We start from the raw sequence: 15,009 nt of genomic DNA, 5'->3' as shown, positions 1-15,009 counted from the left end.
CCGGGTAAGCCCGCTCCGGCCTCGCTCACGCTCAGGTCGAGCCCTGCTCCGGCCCCGCTCACCCCCCGCCGGAGTCCCGCTCAGGCCTGGCGCAGCCGCTTCGCGAACTCCGCCGCCGCGGCGCCGGGGTCGTCGGCCTCGGTGAGGGCGCGGACCACGACCACCCGGCGGGCGCCCGCGTCGAGCACCTCGTCGAGGTTGTCCAGGCCGATGCCGCCGATGGCGAACCAGGGGCGGTCGGTGCGGAGCGCGGCGGTGGCGCGGACCAGGCCGAGTCCGGGCGCGGCCCTGCCCGGCTTGGTCGGGGTGGGCCAGCACGGGCCGGTGCAGAAGTAGTCCACGCCCTCCTGGACGGCGGCGGCCGCCGCCTCCGCCTCGGTGTGCGTGGAGCGGCCGATCAGGACGTCATCGCCGAGGATCGCGCGGGCCGCGGGGACCGGGAGGTCGCCCTGCCCGAGGTGCAGCACGGCGGCGCCGGCCGCGTGGGCGACGTCGGCCCGGTCGTTGACCGCGAGCAGCTTGCCGTGCCGGGCGCAGGCGTCGGCGACGACCTCGAGGTGCTCCAGCTCCTCGGCGGCCTCCATGCCCTTGTCGCGCAGCTGCACGACGTCGACGCCGCCGGCCAGGACCGCGTCCAGGAATCCGGCGAGGTCGCCCTGCCGCCGGCGGGCGTCCGTGCACAGGTAGAGCCGGGCGTCGGCGAGCGCGGTACGGGCGGTGCGGGCGGCGTCGGTCATGCGTGGGTCCCCCGGGTTCGGCGCGCTGGGCGCGGTCGGCGCCCGGCGACTGCGGGCGTACGAGCGGGTGGCGTACGGGCCGGGCCCGGTACGCCACCCGTGGTGCGGATCAGGATGGTTCAGACGGCGAGCGCCTGGGCGCGGCGCTTCACCTCCGTGCCGCGATTCTCGTTCAGGGCCTGCGCGGGCGTGCCGGGCAGGGAGGGGTCGGGGGTGAAGAGCCATTCGATCATCTCTTCGACCGTGAAGCCGTCGTCCCGCAGCAGCGTCAGGGTGCCGGTCAGGCCCTTGACGATCTTGTCCCCGTCGATGAAGGCGGCGGGGACGTACAGCGCCCGGTTCTCACCTCGGCGTACGGCGATGAGCTGGTTCTCCTTGACCAGCTGCCGTACGCGCGTCACCTCGACGCCGAGCTGTTCGGCGATGTCGGGGAGGGTGAGCCAGGCGGGGACGAGAGTTTCGAGTTTTGCGTCAATCTCGGTCACGGGACCAAGCCTAGGCGCTCCGCCCGTTTGACCGCGACGTGTCGCCATTCGTCCGAGGTGCCGCCGCACCCGCTCGCGCGCTCCCCCCGCGCCCCTGCCGCGTTCCCGGGGGAGGCGCCGGTCAGCCGGCCGTGGCCTCTTTCATCAGCCGGCCGTGGCCTCTTTCAGGGGGCGGGCCGGGTCGGCCAGGGCGCTGGGGTCCATCGGCCTGGCCGACTCGATCAGCCGTCGTCCCTGGGCCAGATCGCGCGGCCGGCCCACGGCCAGCAGGGCGACCAGCCGGTCCCCGCGCAGCCAGCACACCGACCAGGAGGGGCCCGCGGGGTCGCCGCGCCACACCGCGCGGTCGTCCGGGCCGTGGTGGCCCGCGTACTGGACGAACCGGCCGAACTGCTCGGACCAGAAGTAGGGCACCGGGTCGTAGACCGGCGTCTCCTCGCCCAGGATGTGCGCGGCCACCGTGCGCGGGCCCTGGAGGGCGTTGTCCCAGTGGTGGATCAGCAGCCGGGTGCCGTAGCGGGCCGAGGGGAAGGAGGCGCAGTCGCCGACCGCGTACACGTCCTCGGCGGAGGTGCGCAGGTGGGCGTCGGCCAGGACCGCGCCGTCCGGGCCGAGCTCGATCCCGGACCCGGCCAGCCAGCCGGTGGCGGGGCGGGCGCCGATCCCGACGACGACGGCGTCGGCGGGCAGCCGGGAGCCGTCGGTGAGCACCACCGCGCCCGGCTCGACCCGCTCCACGCGCGCGTGGGTGCGCAGCTCGGTGCCGCTGTCGGCGTACCAGGCGGCCATCGGCGCGGCGACCTCGGCGGGCAGCGCGCCCGGCAGCGGCCGGTCCGCGGCCTCGACGACGGTCACCGCGCACCCGGCCTCGCGGGCGGCCGTGGCGAACTCGGCGCCGATCCATCCGGCGCCGACCACCACGATGTCGTGCCGCCGGGCGAGGACGGGCCGCAGCCGTTCGGCGTCGTCCAGGGTGCGCAGCAGATGCACGCCGGGAACGCCCTCGGTGCCGGGCAGCAGGAGCGGTTCGGCGCCGGTGGCGAGGACCAGGACGTCGTACGGCAGGGGGCCGGACGCGGTGTCCACCTCGTGGTCGGCCGGGCGCACGGCCAGTGCCTCGCAGCCGAGGCGCAGGTCGATGCCGAGGGAGTCGAAGTCGACCTCGAAGGCGGAGCCCTCGGAGGTGCCGAGCAGCACCGCCTTGGAGAGCGGCGGCCTGTCGTACGGCTGATGGGGTTCGGCCCCGATGACGGTCACCGTTCCGGTGAATCCCTGTTCCCGCAGGGCGACCGCGGTCTGCACCCCGGCCATGCCCGCGCCGACGACGACCACGCGCCGTTCCTTCGGGGTGCCTTCTCGCACTGTCTGCTCGCTCACCCGGTCACCATAGTCACCTGACGTCCCGTCAGCCATCGGCGCGCTCCGGGTCCCGTGGCCGCCCGGCCGGGGACGCGCCGGTGACTCGCCGGTGACTGACCCGGGTCGCCGCACGGGGCGGGGCGGCGCGGGCTAGGGCCTGTCCGGCGGATCGTGGTGCAGGAGAGCGGCGGCGCGGGCCGACGAGGGTGAGCGGGGTCTGGTGCGTCCAGGTGCAAGGCGGAGGAGGGCGTCGACGCGGCGCGTCGACAACCGACGACAACGCCGCAGATGGGCGTGCCAGACCCCGCGTCTGCGCCATGAACCGCCGGACAGGCCCTAGGCTGACCGCCGTACACGCACTCGCGGGAGCCCGGACGCACCGGGCTGAGAGGGAGGCTGGACGGCCTCCGACCGTACGAACCTGATCCGGGTCATGCCGGCGAAGGGAGGGGCTGGACGCCCATGCCGTCACGTACACCGGACGTCCTCGTCGTCGGAGGCGGGATCATCGGCCTGGTCACCGCCTGGCGCGCCGCGCGGGAGGGGCTCGCCACGGCCGTGGTGGACCCCGCGCCCGGCGGCGGGGCCGCGCGGGTCGCCGCGGGGATGCTGGCCGCCGTCACCGAACTGCACTACGGCGAGGAGAAGCTGCTCGCCCTCGGCGTGGAGTCGGCCCGCCGCTACCCGGACTTCGCGGCCGAGCTGACCGAGCTGACCGGCCAGGACCTCGGCTACCGCCGCTGCGGCACCCTCGCGGTCGCGCTGGACGCCGACGACCGTGCCCAGCTGCGCGAGCTGCACGCGCTCCAGCGGCGCTGCGGACTGGAGTCGGAGTGGCTGTCCGGGCGGGACTGCCGCCGCCTGGAGCCGATGCTTGCGCCGGGGGTGCGCGGCGGGCTGCGGGCCGACGGCGACCACCAGATCGACCCGCGCAGACTGGCGTCGGCCCTGGTCACCGCGTGCGAGCGGACCGGGGTGGAGTTCCACCGGACGTGGGCCGCGCGCCTGGACGTCGCGGGGGACCGGGCCGCCGGGGTCACCACCGCCGACGGCACGGCGCTGGGCGCGGGCCGGGTGGTGCTCGCTGGCGGCGGCATGAGCGGCCGGCTGGCGGGCGTGCCGGACGCGGTACGGCCTCCGGTGCGGCCGGTGAAGGGGCAGGTGCTGCGGCTGACCGTGCCGCCCCGGTACGCCCCGTTCCTGAGCCGTACCGTGCGGGCCGTGGTGCGCGGCAGCCACGTCTATCTGGTGCCCCGGGAGAACGGCGAGCTGGTCGTCGGGGCGACCAGCGAGGAGCTGGGCTGGGACACGACGGTGACCGCGGGCGGCGTGTACGAGCTGCTGCGCGACGCCCACGAGCTGGTCCCGGGCATCACCGAGCTGCCGCTGACCGAGACCGGGGCCGGGCTGCGTCCCGGTTCCCCCGACAACGCGCCGCTGCTCGGGCCGTCCGGTCTGGACGGCCTGCTGCTGGCGACCGGGCACCACCGCAACGGTGTGCTGCTCACCCCGGTCACCGGGGACGCCATGGCGCATCTGCTGGTCCACGGCCGCCTTCCGGAGGAGGCCCTCCCCTTCACCCCTCGGCGTTTCGGAGCCGCACCGCCCATGACGGCCACCACAGGCACCACGGACACCACCGGCACCACCGGCACCACCGGCACCGCACGGACGGAGCAGCCCGCGTGAACATCTCCGTCAACGGACAGCGCCGGGAGCTCGCCCCGGGCACCGCTCTCGACAGCGTCGTACGGGAGCTGACCGCCGCGCCCTCCGGGGTGGCGGCGGCCGTCAACGAGACCGTCGTCCCGCGCACGCGGTGGGCCGCGACGGCCCTCGCCGAGGGCGACCGGGTCGAGATCCTCACCGCGGTCCAGGGAGGCTGAGCGTGGACGGCGACGACTTCGTCCTCGGCGGGATGCCGCTCGGCTCCCGGCTGATCATGGGCACCGGCGGCGCGCCCAGCCTGGACGTGCTGGAGAAGGCGCTGGTCGCCTCGGGCACCGCGCTGACCACCGTGGCGATGCGGCGGGTGGACCCCTCCGCGCACGGCTCGGTGCTGTCGGTGCTGGAGCGGCTGGGGATCGCCGTGCTGCCGAACACGGCCGGCTGTTTCACCGCCGGGGAGGCCGTGCTGACCGCCCGGCTGGCCCGGGAGGCGCTCGGCACCGACCTGGTCAAGCTGGAGGTCGTCGCCGACGAGCGGACGCTGCTGCCCGATCCCGTGGAGCTGCTGGACGCGGCGGAGACGCTGGTCGACGACGGTTTCACCGTGCTGCCGTACACCAGCGACGACCCGGTGCTCGCCCGGCGGCTGGAGGACGTGGGCTGCGCGGCGGTGATGCCGCTGGGCTCGCCGATCGGCTCCGGGCTCGGCATCCGCAACCCGCACAACTTCCAGCTGATCGTGGAGCAGGCGCGCGTGCCGGTGATCCTGGACGCGGGGGCCGGCACGGCGTCGGACGTGGCGCTGGCGATGGAACTGGGGTGCGCGGGTGTGATGCTCGCCTCGGCGGTGACGCGGGCGCAGCACCCGGAGGCGATGGCCGCGGCGATGCGGCACGCGGTGCGGGCGGGGCGGCTGGCCCGGCTGGCGGGCCGGATCCCCCGCCGGCACTTCGCCGAGGCCTCCTCGCCCGCCGAGGGCCTCGCCCGCCTGGACCCCGAACGCCCCGCTTTCCAGGACGCCCCCTGACAGCGCCCGGTCCGCCCGGCCGGGGCCGGACAGGGCGCCGTACGCCCGGAGGACGGGGCCGGTACGGGTACCGGCGGGCCGCCCCGGCACAGTCACAGCTCTGCTGCATTACGCCCGGCGGACCGCTCGGGGCGCGGCACGTCCGGCGGCCCCTCGTAGACTCGCTGCGTGGATACGACCCTTCAGGACCCCCTCGTCGGGCAGACGCTCGACGGCCGCTATCGCGTCGAGGCGCGGATCGCCGTCGGCGGGATGGCCACGGTCTACCGGGCGCTGGACATGCGCCTGGACCGCGTGCTCGCGCTCAAGGTGATGCACCCGGCGCTGGCCGCGGACGGGGCGTTCGTGGAGCGGTTCATCCGGGAGGCCAGGTCGGTCGCCCGGCTGGCCCACCCCAACGTGGTGCAGGTCTTCGACCAGGGCACCGACCGGTCGTACGTGTACCTGGCGATGGAGTACGTCGCCGGGTGCACCCTGCGGGACGTGCTGCGCGAGCGCGGCGCGCTCCAGCCGCGGGCCGCGCTGGACATCCTCGAACCGGTGCTGGCCGCGCTGGGCGCCGCGCACCGGGCCGGGTTCGTGCACCGGGACATGAAGCCCGAGAACGTGCTGATAGGGGACGACGGCCGGGTCAAGGTCGCCGACTTCGGCCTGGTGCGTTCCGTGGACACCGTGACCAGCACCACCGGTGCCGTCCTCGGCACGGTGTCGTACCTGGCGCCCGAGCAGATCGAGCGGGGCACCGCCGACCCGCGCGTCGACGTGTACGCGTGCGGTGTCGTGCTGTACGAGATGCTGACCGGCGCCAGACCGCACTCCGGGGACTCCCCCGCCCAGGTGCTCTACCAGCACCTGCACGAGGACGTGCCGCCGCCCTCGGCGCTGGTGCCGGGGCTGCCGTACGGGCTGGACGAACTGGTGGCCTCCGCCACCGCGCGCACGCCGGACGTCCGGCCCGCGGACGCGGCGGCGCTGCTCGGCCACGTCCTGGAGGCCCGCGCCGCGCTGAGCGACGCGCAGCTGGACGCGCTGCCGCCGCGGGCGCTGACCGCCGGGCACGACAACGCCGAGGACCGTACGAGCGTGATCCCGCGCTCGCTGACCGTGCCCCGGCGGCTGCCGGCCGGCGCGGACGGCGACGGCGACGGTGTGCAGCGCACCAGCAGGCTCCAGGCTCCGCCGGTGCCCCCGCCCGGGCCGGGCCGGCGGAGCCGGCGGCCGGTGCTGACGCTGGTGGCCGCCGTGCTGGCGGTCCTCTGTCTGGGCGCCGGGGTCTGGTACATCAACGCCGGGCAGTTCACCCGGGTCCCGCCGCTGCTGTCGCGGACCGAGGCGCAGGCCGAGCAGCGGCTGAAGGCGGCCGGCCTCGAGGTCAAGGGCGTCGAGCGCGCGTACAGCGACACCGTCGCGCGGGGCACGGTCATCGGCTCCGACCCCGCGTCCGGCGCCCGGATCCGGGACCACGACTCGGTGCGGCTGACCGTGTCGCTCGGCCCGCAGACGGTCCGCGTGCCCGGGCTGCGGGGCGTGGCACTGGACAAGGCGCGCGCCCGCCTGAAGGCGGCCGGCCTGGAGCAGGGCATGATCACGCGCGAGTTCAGCGACGACGTCCCCCGGGGCGCGGTGATCGTCTCGACCCCGCCGGCGGGCACCGACCGGCACGCGGGCTCGGCGATCTCGCTGGTCGTCAGCAAGGGCAGCCCGGTCGACGTGCCGGACGTCACCGACGAGGACCTGGCGACGGCCCGGGAGGACCTGACGGACGCCGGGCTGAAGGTGAAGGTCGCCGCCGAGCGGGTCACTTCCGAGTACGACAAGGGGCAGGTCGCGCGGCAGACCCCGGACGAGGGCAGCCGTGCCGCCGAGGGCGACACCGTCACGCTGACGCTGTCCAAGGGCCCGGAGACGATCGAGGTGCCCGATGTGACCGGGTCGAACGTGGACGACGCCAAGCAGCGGCTGGAGCGGGCGGGCTTCCAGGTCGAGGAGGACCGCGGGCTGCTCGGCCTGTTCGGCGACACCGTGAAGAAGCAGTCGGTGCGCGGCGGCGACCGGGCGCCCAAGGGGTCGACGATCACCCTGACCATCCGGTGACGCGCGCGCCCCGGTGACCTCGGCTCCCGGAGCGCGTGCCCGGTGACCGGGGTCACCGGGCACGCGGTCCGGGCGGCCCATCAGGCATGACACCCTGAACAGGTGACCAGCGCGCAGTCCCCCTCCCCCGTTCTCCCCGCCCCCTCCGCCGCGGCGGGCCGTTCCCGCAACCCCGTCGGCGGCCATGTGCCGGTGGCGGGCGGACTGCACACGGTGGGGCTGTCGTACGCCCGTGAGCTGAAGGCGGAGACCGTGCAGGTCTTCGTCGCCAACCCGCGCGGGTGGGCCACCCCGGCCGGGAACCCGCGGCAGGACGAGGCGTTCCGCCAGGCGTGCGCCGAGGAGGCGCTGCCGGCCTATGTGCACGCGCCCTATCTGATCAATTTCGGCTCGCACACCGAGGCGACCGTGGAGAAGTCGGTGGAGTCCCTGCGGCACTCGCTGCGGCGGGGGCGGGAGATCGGCGCGCTCGGCGTGGTCGTGCACACCGGCAGCGCGACCGGCGGCCGGGCGCGCGAGGTGGCGCTGCGGCAGGTGCGCGAGCACATGCTGCCGCTGCTGGACGAGCTGACCCACGACGACGACCCGTTCCTGCTGCTGGAGTCGACCGCCGGGCAGGGCGCCTCGCTGTGCTCGCGCACCTGGGACTTCGGCCCGTACTTCGAGGCGCTGGACGCCCACCCGAAGCTGGGCGTCTGCCTGGACACCTGCCACATCTTCGCCGCCGGCCACGACCTGACCGGCCCGGACGGCATGCACCGGACCCTGGACCTGCTGGTGGACACGGTCGGCGAGGGCCGGCTGAAGCTGATCCACGCCAACGACTCCAAGGACGTGGCGGGCGCCCACAAGGACCGGCACGAGAACATCGGCGCCGGGCACATCGGCGAGGACCCCTTCCGCGCCCTGATGACCCATCCGGCGACCGCGGGCGTCCCGCTGGTCATCGAGACCCCGGGCGGCCCGGAAGGGCACGCGGCGGACGTGGAGCGGCTGAAGAAGCTCCGCGACGGCTGAGCCCCGGCTCGACGGCCGAGCCCACTCGACGCCCGAGTTCACTCGACGCCCGAGTCCGCTCGGCGGCCGGGTCCGGGCTCGCCCGGCCGGTCCCCCGCCGGGCGGCCGGCCGCGGGGCGGGGCGGCCGCAGGCCGGGCGGCTGCGGGGCGTCAGAGCCCGGGAAGCCCGGGGCCGTCCCCGGGGACCTCCTGGTAGGAGTAGCGCTGTTCCTTCCAGGGGTCGCCGATGTTGTGGTACCCGCGCTCCTCCCAGAAGCCCCGGCGGTCGGCGGTCATGTACTCCACGCCGCGCACCCACTTGGGGCCCTTCCAGGCGTACAGGTGCGGCACGACCAGACGCACCGGGAAGCCGTGCTCCGCAGTGAGCAGCTCGCCGTCCTTGTGGGTGGCGAAGACCGCGGCGTCGGAGGCGAAGTCCGACAGGCGCAGGTTGGCGCTGAAGCCGTACTCGGCCCACACCATCACATGGGTGACGTCCGGCGCGGGCGGCACGAGGTCCAGGAACGACCGGGCGGGGATGCCGCCCCATTCGGCGCCGCGCATGCTGAACTTCGTCACGCAGTGCATGTCGGCCACCACGGTGGCGTACGGCAGGGCCGTGAACTCCTCGTGCTTCCAGGTGCGCTCGCCGCCGTCGGCGGTGGCCCCGAAGACCTTGAACTCCCAGCGCTCCGGCCGGAATCTCGGCACGGGCCCGTAGTGCATGACCGGCCAGCCCCGCTGGAGCCGCTGCCCCGGTGGAAGTTCAGATTCCGCTTCCGCTCCAGACGTACGCTCCACCGGCTGACCCATGTCTCCATCCTGACAGACCCCGGGCGGTGCCCCGACCACCCGGCCACGAAACGGACAACTGCTGAGAACTCAGCACATACTTACTAAGCGCGCACTTACTGGACGATCTTCTCTGCCGGTGCAATCATGCCGCCGCATGCCTCACCCGTCCCTCCGTGTGGAAGGAGCCGCTGCGATGCAGGGCGACCCCGAGGTCATCGAGTTCCTCAACGAGCAGCTCACCGGCGAGCTGACCGCGATCAACCAGTACTTCCTGCACGCCAAGATGCAGGAGAACTTCGGCTGGACGAAGCTCGCGAAGTACACGCGCCACGAGTCGTTCGACGAGATGAAGCACGCCGAGGTGCTCACCGACCGGATCCTGTTCCTGGACGGGCTGCCCAACTACCAGCGGCTGTTCCACGTGCGGGTGGGCCAGACGGTCAGGGAGATGTTCGAGGCCGACCGGCAGGTCGAGGTGGAGGCGATCGACCGGCTCACGCGCGGCGCGAAGGTGATGCGGGAGAAGGGCGACATCACGTCCGCCAACATCTTCGAGGACATCCTCGCCGACGAGGAGCACCACATCGACTACCTGGACACCCAGCTGGAGCTGCTGGACAAGCTCGGCGAGGCGCTCTACCTCGCGCAGCTGATCGAGCAGCCGGAGGGCTAGCGGGCCGGCCGGAGCCGTCGGGGGCGTCCCCTAGGCCGCTTCCGGGAGCCCCGGCACTCCCGGGTGGTCCTGGGCGCCGGAAAGGGCGGGGACCTCCGGGATGTCGGACAGGACCGGCCTGCCCTGGTCGGCCAGCTCGCGGCGCGGGCAGGCGCCCCGGCCGAGGATGGCCTGGATGCGGCGCACGCACGAACCGCAGTCCGTGCCCGCCTTGCAGGCGGAGGCTATCTGGCGGGGGGTGCAGGCACCGTCCTCCGCGTGCTTCATGACCTGCTGCTCGGTGATGCCGAAGCAACTGCAGACGTACACGCGGGTCACCTCCCGACCGGATCGCTGGTCCGACTGCCGCCCCCTTCTCAGTGAGGCAAACCTAACCTTACCCACGAGCCGGGACGGGCGACAGCGCGAGGGGCGCGGATCCTCTGTGATCCGCGCCCCACTTGCCCCTTCGGACCCGTTTCCGGGCCGGACCGTCACTGGTCCCGGTACATCTCCGCGACGAGGAACGCCAGGTCCAGCGACTGGCTGCGGTTCAGCCGCGGGTCGCAGGCCGTCTCGTAGCGCTGGTGCAGGTCGTCGACGAAGATCTCGTCGCCGCCGCCCACGCACTCGGTGACGTCGTCGCCGGTGAGCTCCACGTGGATGCCGCCCGGGTGGGTGCCCAGCGCCTTGTGGACCTCGAAGAAGCCCTTGACCTCGTCGAGCACGTCGTCGAAGCGGCGGGTCTTGTGGCCGGAGGCCGCCTCGAAGGTGTTGCCGTGCATCGGGTCGGTCACCCAGGCGACGGTCGCACCGGACGCGGTGACCTTCTCGACCAGCTCGGGGAGCCGGTCGCGGATCTTGTCGGCGCCCATGCGGACGATGAACGTCAGCCGGCCCGGCTCCCGCTCGGGGTCGAGGCGCTCGATGTACTCCAGCGCCTGCTCGGCCGTGGTGGTCGGGCCGAGCTTGATCCCGATCGGGTTGCGGATCTTCGAGGCGAACTCGATGTGCGCGCCGTCCATCTGGCGGGTGCGCTCACCGATCCACACCATGTGGCCGGCGGTGTCGTACAGCTTGCCGGTGCGCGAGTCGACCCTGGTCAGGGCGGACTCGTAGTCGAGCAGCAGCGCCTCGTGCGAGGCGTAGAACTCGACGGTCTTGAACTCCTCCGGCTCGGCGCCGCAGGCCCGCATGAAGTTCAGCGCGTTGTCGATCTCGCGGGCGAGCTGCTCGTAGCGCTGGCCCGACGGGGACGACTTCACGAAGTCCTGGTTCCAGGCGTGTACCTGGCGCAGGTCGGCGTAGCCGCCGGTGGTGAAGGCGCGCACCAGGTTCAGCGTCGAGGCGGAGGCGTTGTACATCCGCTTCAGGCGCTGCGGGTCCGGGATGCGGCTCGCCTCGGTGAAGTCGAAGCCGTTGACGGAGTCGCCCCGGTACACCGGCAGGGTGATGCCGTCGCGGGTCTCGGTCGGCTTGGAGCGCGGCTTGGAGTACTGGCCGGCGATCCGGCCGACCTTCACGACCGGCACGGAGGCGGCGTAGGTGAGGACGGCGCCCATCTGGAGCAGCGTCTTGAGCTTGGCACGGATCTGGTCGGCACCCACGGCGTCGAAGGACTCGGCGCAGTCGCCGCCCTGGAGCAGGAACGCCTCCCCCTTGGCGACGGCCGCCATGCGGGCACGCAGCTGGTCGCACTCACCGGCGAAGACGAGGGGCGGATACGACTCGAGGTCCGCGATCACTTCGCGCAGAGCCTCGGCATCCGGGTACTCGGGCTGCTGCGCCGCGGGCAGGTCTCGCCAGCTCGCCTTGGCGGCGAGGGCGTGGGTATCAGCGTTCACGGTCACCTTGTAAACATTACGGGGTCGCATCGGATGGTCTGCCCCACCGACCGGCTGATGAGACGCGATGTCCACTTCCGGCGGTCCGGCATCCGGTAGGGTTCACGCCATGTTCGCGCTTTCGATCCAGAACTGGTGGTGGACCGCTTCTCCGGCGGCCCGCTGACTGCGCGTACTCGAAAAGACTTCGCGAAGGCCGCCCGAGGGGCGGCCTTCGGTGTGTCCGGGGCCGTTCCTCACCGAACGACGGAAGAGGACCCGCCCCATGGACCTGGCACAGGACCTGACACAGCTGCTCGACGACCCCCGCCCCTTCGCGCTGCTCCGCCGCCGCACCCCGGGCCGCGCCGAGGACACGGTGGAGGTGCTGATCGGCCCGGTCACCGCCCGTGAGCGGCTGGCCGACCTGCCCGGCGAGGGCCTGGCGCTGATCCCGTTCCGGCAGATCCGCGAGCGCGGCTTCGACGTCCGCGACGACGGCACCCCGCTGCTGGTGCTGACGCCCGAGGAGTCGTACGAGATCCCGCTGGAGGCCGCCCTGCGGTCGCTGCCCGGCCACGACGTGCGGGTCGAGGGCGGCGGCTTCGACGTCGGCGACGAGGAGTACGGCGAGATCGTCGCCCGGGTGCTGCGGGACGAGATCGGCCGGGGCGAGGGCGCGAACTTCGTGATCCGGCGGACGTACGAGGGCTCCGTGCCGGGGTTCGGGCGCGCGGACGCCCTCGCGCTGTTCCGGCGGCTGCTGGAGGGTGAGCGCGGCGCGTACTGGACCTTCGTCGTGCACACCGGGGACCGGGCGGGCGGGCGGACACTGGTGGGGGCCAGTCCGGAGGTGCATGTCCGGATGTCCGGCGGCACGGTCGTCATGAACCCCATCAGCGGCACCTACCGCTATCCGGACGGCGGGCCGACGCCGGAGCACCTGCTGGACTTCCTCGCCGACGGCAAGGAGACGGAGGAGCTCTCCATGGTCGTCGACGAGGAACTGAAGATGATGTGCACCGTCGGCGACCGGGGCGGCGTGGTCGTCGGACCGCGGCTGAAGGAGATGGCGCACCTCGCGCACACCGAGTACGAGCTGCGCGGGAGGTCCTCCCTGGACGTGCGGGAGGTGCTCAGGGAGACCATGTTCGCGGCGACGGTCACCGGCTCGCCGGTGCAGAACGCCTGCCGGGTCATCGAGCGGTACGAGCCCGCCGGGCCGGACGGCTCCGGGCGCGGCTACTACGCGGGCGCGCTGGCTCTGCTCGGGCGGGACGGCGGGGGCGCGCAGACCCTGGACTCCCCCATCCTGATCCGCACCGCCGACATCTCGGCGGACGGCCGGCTGCGGGTGCCGGTCGGGGCGACCCTGGTCCGCGGCTCGGACCCGGCGGGCGAGGTGGCGGAGACCCACGCCAAGGCGGCGGGCGTGCTGGCCGCCCTCGGGGTGCGGCCCGCCCGGCCGCGCGGCGAGGAGGCCAGGCCCCGGCTCGCCGACGACCCGCGTGTGCGGGCCGCGCTGGACGGGCGCCGCTCGGCGCTGGCGCCGTTCTGGCTGCGGATGCGGGAGCCGGCCGCGGCCGGCGGTGAGCACGCGCTGGTGGTGGACGCCGAGGACACCTTCACGGCGATGCTGGCGCACGTGCTGCGCTCGGGCGGCCTGGAGGTGACCGCGCGGCGCCACGACGAGCCGGGGCTGCGCGAGGCCGTGCGCGCGCACGAGGGGCCGGTCGTCCTCGGTCCGGGCCCGGGGAACCCCGCCGACCCGTCCGACCCGAGGATGCGGTTCCTGCGGGACCTGACGGCCACCGTGCTGCGGGAGCACCGGCACGGGGTGCTCGGCGTCTGCCTCGGGCACGAGCTGATCGCGGCCGCCCTGGGGCTGGACCTCGTGCGCAAGCAGGTGCCGTACCAGGGCGCGCAGACCACGGTCGACCTGTTCGGACGGCCGCAGACGGTCGGTTTCTACAACAGCTTCACCGCGTACTGCGACGACGGGGCGGCACGGGAGCTGGCCGCGCACGGTGTGGAGGTGAGCCGGGCGGAGAACGGCGAGGTGCACGCGCTCAGGGGTCCCGGGTTCGCCGGGGTGCAGTTCCATCCGGAGTCGGTGCTGAGCCTGGACGGCGCGGCGGTGCTGCGGGAGCTGATCGCCGGCCTGCGCACGACGGACACGCCCGCGGCACGGTGAGGCGGGGTGGGCGCGGTGGGGCGGGCGCGGTGAGGTGGGCGCGGCGGGCCGCCCGGGGTCGCGGACCCCGGGCGGCCCGTCCGGCCGGTCAGCCGAAGAACACCCCGACCTCCTCGTACAGCGTGGGGTCGACCGTCTTCAGCTTCGCCGTCGCCTCGGCGATCGGGACGCGCACGATGTCGGTGCCGCGCAGGGCGACCATCTTGCCGAAGTCCCCGTCGCGCACGCAGTCGATGGCGTGCAGTCCGAAGCGGGTGGCGAGCCAGCGGTCGAAGGCGCTGGGGGTGCCGCCGCGCTGGATGTGCCCGAGCACGGTGGTGCGCGCCTCCTTGCCGGTGCGCTTCTGGATCTCCTTGGCCAGCCACTCGCCGACCCCGGACAGCCGTACGTGCCCGAAGGAGTCGAGCGTCCCGTCCTTGAGGACCACGTCCCCGTCCTTGGGCATGGCGCCCTCGGCGACGACGACGATCGGCGCGTACGACGCCTTGAAGCGGGAGGCGATCCAGTCGCACACCTGGTCGAGGTCGAAGCGCTGCTCGGGGATGAGGATGACGTTGGCGCCGCCGGCGAGGCCCGAGTGCAGGGCGATCCAGCCCGCGTGCCGGCCCATCACCTCGCACACCAGCACCCGCATGTGGGACTCGGCGGTGGTGTGCAGCCGGTCGATGGCCTCGGTGGCGATGCCGACGGCGGTGTCGAAGCCGAAGGTGTAGTCGGTGGCGGACAGGTCGTTGTCGATGGTCTTGGGCACGCCGACGCAGGGCACCCCGTACTCGTCGGAGAGCCGGGCGGCGACGCCCAGGGTGTCCTCGCCGCCGATCGCGATGAGCGCCTCGACCTCCTGCTTGGCCAGGTTCTCCTTGATGCGGCGGATGCCGTTCTCCAGCTTGAGCGGGTTGGTCCGCGAGGAGCCGAGGATGGTGCCGCCGCGGGGCAGGATGCCGCGCACCGCGGGGATGTCGAGACGGATGGCGTCGCCTTCGAGCGGCCCGCGCCAGCCGTCCCGGAAACCGACGAAGTCGTAGCCGTACTCCTGCACGCCCTTGCGGACGACGCCCCGGATGACGGCGTTGAGCCCGGGGCAGTCGCCGCCTCCGGTCAGTACTCCGACCCGCATGGAAATGTCCCTTCGCAGCGATGGCCTGACGCTCAGTCACGGTAGTGGTGATGTGCGTCACA

Annotated in this window: 15 protein-coding genes and 1 riboswitch; of the genes, 8 read left to right on the top strand and 7 right to left on the bottom strand. The window is 73.8% G+C overall.

Translation table 11 applies throughout. From position 1 onward, the window contains the following. Positions 1-80: 80 nt before the first annotated feature. From thiE to ACIPRD_RS20565, 3 genes are all read right to left on the bottom strand, one after another. Positions 81-737 (bottom strand): thiamine phosphate synthase, encoded by a 657-nt coding sequence (gene thiE / locus ACIPRD_RS20575; protein WP_401564840.1) that lies wholly within the window; start codon positions 735-737, stop codon positions 81-83. Positions 738-856: 119 nt separating this feature from the next. Beyond that, entirely contained in the window at positions 857-1,222 is a 366-nt protein-coding gene (locus tag ACIPRD_RS20570) for an Rv2175c family DNA-binding protein (protein WP_356398488.1), read from the bottom strand. Positions 1,223-1,366: 144 nt separating this feature from the next. Further along, a complete protein-coding gene (locus ACIPRD_RS20565; RefSeq protein WP_401564837.1) occupies positions 1,367-2,599 on the bottom strand; it encodes an NAD(P)/FAD-dependent oxidoreductase in 1,233 nt (410 codons plus the stop codon). A 334-nt stretch (positions 2,600-2,933) separates the two neighbouring features. Next, positions 2,934-3,046: riboswitch (TPP riboswitch) on the top strand. Here ACIPRD_RS20565 and thiO point away from each other — a divergent pair. From thiO to ACIPRD_RS20540, 5 genes are all read left to right on the top strand, one after another. Then, positions 3,044-4,270: a glycine oxidase ThiO gene (gene thiO / locus ACIPRD_RS20560; protein WP_401564835.1), complete on the top strand. Its 1,227-nt coding sequence runs from the start codon at positions 3,044-3,046 to the stop codon at positions 4,268-4,270. (Overlaps the previous riboswitch by 3 nt.) Then, positions 4,267-4,467 (top strand): sulfur carrier protein ThiS, encoded by a 201-nt coding sequence (gene thiS / locus ACIPRD_RS20555; protein ID WP_356398479.1) that lies wholly within the window; start codon positions 4,267-4,269, stop codon positions 4,465-4,467. Before thiO ends, thiS begins: the two co-directional genes overlap by 4 nt. A gap of 32 nt (positions 4,468-4,499) precedes the next feature. After that, positions 4,500-5,276, top strand: a complete 777-nt coding sequence (locus ACIPRD_RS20550; protein WP_356399100.1) for a thiazole synthase — start codon at positions 4,500-4,502, stop codon at positions 5,274-5,276. 168 nt (positions 5,277-5,444) lie between these two features. Then, positions 5,445-7,370, top strand: a complete 1,926-nt coding sequence (pknB, locus tag ACIPRD_RS20545; protein WP_401564832.1) for a Stk1 family PASTA domain-containing Ser/Thr kinase — start codon at positions 5,445-5,447, stop codon at positions 7,368-7,370. A gap of 102 nt (positions 7,371-7,472) precedes the next feature. Then, positions 7,473-8,387: a deoxyribonuclease IV gene (locus tag ACIPRD_RS20540; protein WP_401564830.1), complete on the top strand. Its 915-nt coding sequence runs from the start codon at positions 7,473-7,475 to the stop codon at positions 8,385-8,387. Between the two features lie 150 nt (positions 8,388-8,537). Here ACIPRD_RS20540 and ACIPRD_RS20535 read toward each other — a convergent pair whose 3' ends face one another. Then, positions 8,538-9,179 (bottom strand): sulfite oxidase-like oxidoreductase, encoded by a 642-nt coding sequence (locus ACIPRD_RS20535; RefSeq protein ID WP_401564828.1) that lies wholly within the window; start codon positions 9,177-9,179, stop codon positions 8,538-8,540. Positions 9,180-9,354: 175 nt separating this feature from the next. On the opposite strand from ACIPRD_RS20535, the gene bfr reads away from it, so the two are divergent. Next, positions 9,355-9,834, top strand: coding sequence for a bacterioferritin (bfr, locus tag ACIPRD_RS20530; RefSeq protein ID WP_356398467.1), 480 nt, complete (start codon positions 9,355-9,357; stop codon positions 9,832-9,834). A 30-nt stretch (positions 9,835-9,864) separates the two neighbouring features. On the opposite strand, the gene ACIPRD_RS20525 is transcribed toward bfr, so the two are convergent. Together ACIPRD_RS20525 and ACIPRD_RS20520 are read right to left on the bottom strand one after the other, a co-directional pair. Beyond that, positions 9,865-10,152, bottom strand: coding sequence for a (2Fe-2S)-binding protein (locus ACIPRD_RS20525; protein ID WP_356398464.1), 288 nt, complete (start codon positions 10,150-10,152; stop codon positions 9,865-9,867). Positions 10,153-10,307: 155 nt separating this feature from the next. Beyond that, entirely contained in the window at positions 10,308-11,663 is a 1,356-nt protein-coding gene (locus ACIPRD_RS20520) for a class II 3-deoxy-7-phosphoheptulonate synthase (protein WP_356398461.1), read from the bottom strand. 61 nt (positions 11,664-11,724) lie between these two features. On the opposite strand from ACIPRD_RS20520, the gene ACIPRD_RS20515 reads away from it, so the two are divergent. Both ACIPRD_RS20515 and ACIPRD_RS20510 read left to right on the top strand, forming a co-directional pair. Beyond that, the gene (locus tag ACIPRD_RS20515) at positions 11,725-11,823 is read left to right on the top strand and encodes a trp operon leader peptide (RefSeq protein ID WP_356398458.1); all 99 of its coding nucleotides are present in this window, start codon (positions 11,725-11,727) and stop codon (positions 11,821-11,823) included. A gap of 99 nt (positions 11,824-11,922) precedes the next feature. Beyond that, positions 11,923-13,830, top strand: a complete 1,908-nt coding sequence (locus ACIPRD_RS20510) for an anthranilate synthase family protein (protein ID WP_401564823.1) — start codon at positions 11,923-11,925, stop codon at positions 13,828-13,830. 88 nt (positions 13,831-13,918) lie between these two features. On the opposite strand, the gene ACIPRD_RS20505 is transcribed toward ACIPRD_RS20510, so the two are convergent. Beyond that, on the bottom strand, positions 13,919-14,947 hold the full coding sequence (locus ACIPRD_RS20505; RefSeq protein ID WP_356398451.1) for a 6-phosphofructokinase: 1,029 nt from the start codon (positions 14,945-14,947) through the stop codon (positions 13,919-13,921). Between the last annotated feature and the right edge of the window lie 62 nt (positions 14,948-15,009).

Origin of the sequence: Streptomyces sp. NPDC090108, assembly GCF_044747185.1 — a bacterium.
In the GTDB taxonomy this organism is placed as follows: domain Bacteria; phylum Actinomycetota; class Actinomycetes; order Streptomycetales; family Streptomycetaceae; genus Streptomyces.
The sequence above is the reverse complement of the archived record's forward strand: the minus strand, read 5'-3'. Positions and strand labels throughout refer to the sequence as shown.

Coding starts and splice junctions, on each gene's coding strand:
- ACIPRD_RS20535 (WP_401564828.1), bottom strand. CDS start 9,179: ATGGGTCAGCCGGTGGAGCGTACGTCTGGAGCGGAAGCGGAATCTGAA.
- ACIPRD_RS20550 (WP_356399100.1), top strand. CDS start 4,500: ATGCCGCTCGGCTCCCGGCTGATCATGGGCACCGGCGGCGCGCCCAGC.
- ACIPRD_RS20505 (WP_356398451.1), bottom strand. CDS start 14,947: ATGCGGGTCGGAGTACTGACCGGAGGCGGCGACTGCCCCGGGCTCAAC.
- ACIPRD_RS20510 (WP_401564823.1), top strand. CDS start 11,923: ATGGACCTGGCACAGGACCTGACACAGCTGCTCGACGACCCCCGCCCC.
- ACIPRD_RS20515 (WP_356398458.1), top strand. CDS start 11,725: ATGTCCACTTCCGGCGGTCCGGCATCCGGTAGGGTTCACGCCATGTTC.
- thiO (WP_401564835.1), top strand. CDS start 3,044: ATGCCGTCACGTACACCGGACGTCCTCGTCGTCGGAGGCGGGATCATC.
- thiE (WP_401564840.1), bottom strand. CDS start 737: ATGACCGACGCCGCCCGCACCGCCCGTACCGCGCTCGCCGACGCCCGG.
- bfr (WP_356398467.1), top strand. CDS start 9,355: ATGCAGGGCGACCCCGAGGTCATCGAGTTCCTCAACGAGCAGCTCACC.